Origin of the sequence: Romboutsia sp. 13368, from assembly GCF_018336475.1 — a bacterium.
In the GTDB taxonomy this organism is placed as follows: Bacteria; Bacillota; Clostridia; order Peptostreptococcales; family Peptostreptococcaceae; genus Romboutsia.
Genome location: NZ_CP048741.1, coordinates 1,996,255 through 2,003,079, shown reverse-complemented (window position 1 = coordinate 2,003,079; position 6,825 = coordinate 1,996,255). Strand labels below are relative to the sequence as shown.

Sequence of the window (6,825 nt, the reverse complement as noted above, 5' to 3'; positions counted from 1 at the left end):
ATCTAACGCTACATAATAAAGGAGGAATCTATAATAATTTGTAGAATATCCTTTATTATGTAATTAATACATAACAATTGCATGTATATGAAATTGTACTGATTAGTACATTGTATTCAATATGCAAATGTTTAAATATTTAATATTTAAAATATGTAGGAGTAATATTAAGGAGGAATACACATTATGGCTAAATTCATGAAAACTGTTGATGGAAATACAGCTGCTGCACACGTTGCGTATGCATTTACTGATGTAGCTGCTATATTCCCAATAACTCCATCTTCAAACATGGCAGAAGCAGTTGACGACTGGTCAGCTCAAGGAAGAAAAAATATATTCGGACAAAAAGTTAGTGTTGTAGAAATGCAATCAGAAGCAGGTGCTGCTGGAGCATTCCATGGTTCATTACAAGCAGGTGCTTTAACAACTACATTCACTGCATCTCAAGGTTTATTATTAATGTTACCTAATATGTATAAGGTTGCTGGAGGATTACTTCCAGGAGTATTCCACGTAAGTGCTCGTGCTCTTGCTACTTCAGCATTATCAATATTTGGTGACCATCAAGACGTTATGGCAGCAAGACAAACTGGATGTGTATTATTAGCTTCAGGTTCTGTTCAAGAAGTTGCTGATATAGCACCAGTTGCACATTTAGCTGCGATAGAAGGTAAATTACCTTTCATACATTTCTTCGATGGATTTAGAACATCACATGAAATACAAAAAGTTGAATTATTAGAATACAGTGACTATGCGTCATTATTAAATATGGAAGCTGTTAAAGAATTCAGAGATAGTGCTTTATCTCCAAACCACCCAGTAACTCGTGGTACAGCTCAAAATGATGATATATACTTCCAAACAAGAGAAGCAGCAAACAAATACTACAATAATATAGTAGGTGTAGTTGAAAAATACATGGCTAAAATGTCTGAATTAACAGGAAGACACCATGGATTATTCAATTACTATGGAGATGAAAATGCAAAGAACATAATAGTAGCTATGGGATCTGTTACAGAAACTATAGAAGAAACTATAGACTTCTTAAATGCACAAGGTGGAAGTTATGGTTTAGTTAAAGTTCATTTATATAGACCATTCTCTAATAAGCACTTATTAGAAGCTATACCACAATCAGCAGAAAGAATATGTGTACTTGATAGAACTAAGGAACCAGGTTCAACAGGTGAACCATTATACTTAGATGTACGTAATGCATTCTTTGATGTTGAAAATGCACCAATGATAATAGGTGGAAGATACGGATTAGGATCAAAAGATGTTACTCCTACAGATATAAAAACTGTATTTGATAACTTAACATCAGAAAAACCTAAGAACAACTTCACATTAGGTATAATAGATGATGTTACAAATACTTCATTAGAAAAATCTGAATCAATAAAAATAGCTCAACCAGGAACTGTAAGATGTAAGTTCTGGGGATTAGGATCTGACGGTACAGTTGGAGCTAACAAGCAAGCTATAAAAATAATAGGAGATAATACAGATAAATATGCTCAAGCTTACTTTGCATATGACTCTAAAAAATCTGGTGGTATAACAATGTCTCACTTAAGATTTGGAGATGCTCCTATAAGATCAACTTACTTAATAGATGAAGCTGATTATATAGCTTGTCATAACCAAGCATATGTTAACCAATACGACTTATTAAAAGGACTTAAAGAAGGTGGAGTATTCGTACTTAACACTATATGGTCTCAAGAAGAATTAGAAGCAAACTTACCAGCTAAAATGAAGAAATTCATATCTGATAACAATATAAACTTCTATACTGTTAATGCTACTAAGATAGCTCAAGAAATAGGTCTTGGAAACAGAATAAACATGATAATGCAATCTGCATTCTTCAAGTTAGCTGCAATAATACCTGAAACTGAAGCAGTAGAATACTTAAAAGATTCTATAAAGAAAGCTTACGGTAAAAAAGGTGAAAAAGTTGTTAATATGAACTTTGAAGCTGTTGAAGCAGGATTAAATGCTTTAGTTAAGATAGATGTTCCAGCTTCTTGGTCTAATGCTCAAGAATTAGAAATGGCAGTAGATTCAGATGAACCAGACTTCATCAAAAACATATTAAGACCAATAAATGCACAAGAAGGTAACAGCTTACCAGTAAGTACATTTAACGGTATGGAAGATGGTACATTCCCAGCTGGTACTGCAGCATACGAAAAGCGTGGAGTAGGTGTTAATGTTCCAGAATGGTTAGTTGATAACTGTATACAATGTAACCAATGTGCATATGTATGTCCTCATGCATGTATAAGACCAGTATTAGTAAATGAAGAAGAAGCAAATAATGCTCCAGAAAACTTCAATACTAAGAAGGCTATAGGTAAAGGATTTGAAGGATTACAATACAGAATGCAAGTAAGTCCAATGGACTGTACAGGATGTGGAAACTGTGCTGACATATGTCCAGCTAAGCAAAAAGCTTTAGTTATGAAGCCTCTTGATACTCAAGAAGTAGAAGTAGAAAACTGGGCGTTTGCAGTTGACACTACTAAAGTTGCTCCTAAAGGAGATATAGTTGCACCAACTACAGTTAAGGGAAGTCAATTTAGACAACCACTTATAGAATTCTCAGGTGCTTGTGCAGGATGTGGGGAAACTCCATACATCAAGTTAGTTACTCAATTATTTGGAGATAGAATGATGATAGCAAATGCTACAGGATGTTCTTCTATATGGGGAGGATCTGCTCCATCAACTCCATACACAGTTAACCATGAAGGTAAAGGTCCATCTTGGGCAAACTCATTATTCGAAGACAATGCTGAATTCGGATACGGAATGATGCTTGGTGTTAAGCAAATGAGAAATAAAATAGCTGAAACTATGGAAACTTTATTAACTATGGATATATGTGAAAATGGTAAAGCTGCATTTACAGCATGGTTAGAAGCAAAAGAAGATGGTGAAGCTTCTAAAGCTGCTAGTGAAAAAGTACTAGAAGTATTAGCTGGATCATGTTCTTGTGAAGATGAAGAAATAAAAGCATTATTATCTGAAATAGAATTAAGAAAAGATTACCTAGTTAAGAGATCTCAATGGATACTTGGAGGAGATGGATGGGCTTATGACATCGGTTACGGTGGATTAGATCACGTTCTTGCTTCAGGTGAAAATGTAAACGTACTTGTATTTGATACAGAAATCTACTCAAATACAGGAGGTCAAGCTTCTAAGTCAACTCCAGTTGCTGCAATGGCTAAGTTCGCTGCTGCTGGTAAGAGAGCTAAGAAAAAAGACTTAGGTATGATGGCTATGAGCTACGGAAACGTATATGTTGCTCAAGTTGGTATGGGTGCAGATAAGAACCAATTAATGAAGGCTATAGTTGAAGCTGAAAAGCATGACGGACCATCATTAATAATAGCTTACTCTCCATGTATATCTCACGGAATAAAAGAAGGTATGGGTAGAGCTCAAGCTAACATAGAAAAAGCTGTTAAAGCTGGATACTGGCATTTATACAGATACAACCCACAATTAAAAGAACAAGGAAAGAATCCTTTCACTTTAGATTCTAAAGAACCTACTGAAAGCTTCAGAGATTTCTTAATGGGTCAAGTAAGATATGCTGCTATAGCGAAACAATACCCAGAAGTAGCTGAAGAATTATTCAATATGGCTGAAGAACAAGCTACTGAAAGGTACAACAACTATAAGAGATTAGCTAACAATTATGAATTAGNATAAGGGATGGACAAATTTTGTCCATCCCTTTTATTGTAAGTGTGATACAATATATAGTAGTAATAATATCTAGAGGAGTTATGGAGGAATATGGAAAAACAAGTTAAATATTTAAAAGTATTATCAAAGCAATATCCAAATATATCAAAAGCTAGTACAGAAATTATAAATTTAGAAGCTATTCTTAATCTACCTAAAGGAACAGAACATTTTATAAGTGATATTCACGGTGAGTATGAATCATTTGTACATGTACTAAAAAATGGTTCTGGAGTTATAAAAAGAAAAATAGAAGAATTATTTTCAAGTAGTATAAGAGAATCTGAAAAAAAGACATTAGCAACTTTAGTATATTATCCAGAAAAGAAATTAGAACTAATAGAAAAAGAAGAAGAAAATATAGAAGATTTCTATAGAATATACATATATAGATTAGTGGAGTTATGTAGATATGCAGCAAGCAAATATACTAGGTCTAAAGTAAGAAAGCTTCTGCCAGAAGATTTTAAGTATATAATAGAAGAATTATTAAACGAAAATGTAGAACAAGTACACAAGCAAAATTATTATAAAAGTATAGTAGATACAATTATAAGTATAGATAGAGCAAAAGAATTTGTAATTGCTATATCAAAAGTTATACAAATGTTAGTGGTAGATAGGCTTCATATAGTTGGAGATATATATGATAGAGGACCTAGACCTGATATAGTTATGGACAAATTAATGGACTATCACTCAGTAGATATACAATGGGGGAATCATGATATACTATGGATGGGAGCTGCAAGTGGAGAAAAAACTTGTATAGCAAATGCCCTTAGAATATCAGCTAGATATTCTAATTTAGATATAATAGAAGATATATATGGAATAAATTTACTACCACTTGCAACTTTTGCACTAGAAACTTATAAGGATGATCCGTGTACATGTTTTATTCCAAAAGGAAGTTCTGGAGATACTTCAACTAAGGAAAAATCACTAATAGCAAAAATGCATAAGGCTATAAGTATTATTCAGTTTAAACTTGAAGGTCAAGTTATTAAGAGAAGACCAGAATTTGAAATGGATCATAGGTTACTTTTAAATAATATAAACTATGATGAAGGTACAATAAATATAAAGGGAAAAGTATATAAATTAAAAGATACTAAGTTCCCTACTATAGATCCAAAGAATCCATATAAGTTAACTAAAGAAGAGGAAAATGTAATTGATAAACTAGTATCTTCGTTTAAAAATAGTGAAAAGTTACAGAAACACGTATCATTTTTATTCTCAAAAGGAAGCATATATTTAGTATGTAATGATAATTTATTAATACATGGATGTGTTCCTTTAAACGAAGATAAAAGTTTTATGACAATGAAACTACAAGGAATAGAGTATAGTGGTAAAGATTTAATGGATAAAATGGAAACTTTAGCTAGAGAGGGTTATTTCTTTAAAGAAAAGAGCAATCAAAAACAATATGGTATGGATATAATGTGGTATCTATGGACTGGAAAGTGTTCTTCATTATTTGGTAAAGATGATATGACAACATTTGAAAGACACTTTATAGCAGAAAAGGAAACTCATAAAGAAAATAAAAATCCATATTTTACCCTAAGAGAATATGAAGATGTATGCATTAGACTATTTGATGAATTTGGATTAGATATAAATGAATCACATATAATAAATGGACATGTTCCTGTAGAAAGTAAAAATGGAGAAAGTCCAATAAAGGCTAATGGAAGAATAATCGCAATAGATGGTGGTTTCTCAAGAGCATATCAACCTAAAACTGGAATAGCAGGATATACACTAATATATAATTCTCAAAGTTTACAGCTTGTTTCACATGAGCCATTTACATCGACTGAAGAAGCTATAGTAAATGAAAGTGATATATTATCAACTACAATGCTAGTTGAGCATAAATTAAGTAGAAAAAATGTAAAAGATACGGATGCAGGAAGAAAATTATTAGAAGAAGTAAAAGATTTAAAATTACTTTTAATGGCATATAAAAAAGGTCTAATAAAAGAAGAATAAAATGGAATATTTTAACTTTTAATATTGTTGACATGATAGTATAATTAATATAAAATAATATTATAGTAAAATATAATTATAAAGAAATCTATTTAAAGTTAATAAAATGGATTGTTACTGATAGAGCAGGCAATACCTAAATTAAGTTGTATTTTTAGTACCTTAATTTAGGTATTTTTATTTTTAGGGGGACTAGAGACAATGGTAACAATAAAAAAGGTATATAATAACAATGTTATTTTAGCATTTGAAAATAGTAGTAAAAAAGAGATGATATTAACTGGATGTGGAATTGGTTTTAAAAAGAAACCTGATGATATCGTTGATGAAAGTAAAATTGAGAAAAAGTTTGTAATACAAGATAATAATTTTGAAAATAAGGTAAATAAATTAGCAAGTGAAATACCTGAAGAAGTTTTTGGTGCAAGTAGTGCAATAATAGAATATGCAGAAAAAATATTAAATACTAGCCTAGATGAATATATTTATATATCTTTAACTGATCATATATCTTTTGCTCTAAAAAGATATAAAGATAATATGATAGTAAAAAATGAATTATTATCGGAAATTAGGAGAATTCATAAAAAAGAATATGAGATAGGAAAATGGGGATTAGAATATATAAATAAGACTTTTGATGTGAATTTCTCATTAGATGAAGCTGGATTTATAGCCATTCATATTATAAATGCAAACTATAGAGAGTCTACTAATCAATCATGTTTAATAATGAATATAATAAATCAAATACTTAATATAATAAAAAATTATTTTTCTGTAGAATTTATCGAAGATGATATAAATTTTGATAGATTATTAACTCATTTAAAGTTTTTTGCAAAACGATTAATAGATAAAAAAGAATATACAAAGTTTGAAAAAAATGATTTATTAGAGGTAGTTAAAATACAGTATAAAGAAAGCTATGAATGTGCACAAAATATAAAATCATTTATAGAAGATAACTATACTTATAAAATAAATGAAGATGAAGTATTATATTTAACATTACATATTAATAGAGTAATAGAAGTTATAAAATTA

At 30.6% G+C, this 6,825-nt stretch carries 3 protein-coding genes (1 of these 3 only partly in view); all 3 read left to right on the top strand.

All coding sequences use genetic code 11. The features are described from left to right. Positions 1-186 precede the first annotated feature (186 nt). Positions 187-3,738 carry a pyruvate:ferredoxin (flavodoxin) oxidoreductase gene (gene nifJ / locus G3997_RS08280; protein WP_296645324.1) on the top strand — a complete coding sequence of 1,184 codons (3,552 nt, stop codon included), beginning with the start codon at positions 187-189 and terminating at the stop codon, positions 3,736-3,738. 87 nt (positions 3,739-3,825) lie between these two features. Further along, entirely contained in the window at positions 3,826-5,778 is a 1,953-nt protein-coding gene (locus tag G3997_RS08275; protein WP_296645323.1) for a fructose-1,6-bisphosphatase, read from the top strand. 201 nt (positions 5,779-5,979) lie between these two features. Continuing rightward, positions 5,980-6,825, top strand: partial view of a BglG family transcription antiterminator LicT gene (licT, locus tag G3997_RS08270; RefSeq protein ID WP_296645322.1) — the 5' portion only. The gene runs 12 nt beyond the window's last position; 846 of the gene's 858 nt are visible here — the first part of the coding sequence; its start codon is at positions 5,980-5,982; its stop codon lies off the right edge, out of view.

What these genes read in the sequence shown, in the direction of transcription:
- G3997_RS08275 (WP_296645323.1), top strand. Translation starts at nt 3,826, where the DNA reads ATGGAAAAACAAGTTAAATATTTAAAAGTATTATCAAAGCAATATCCA.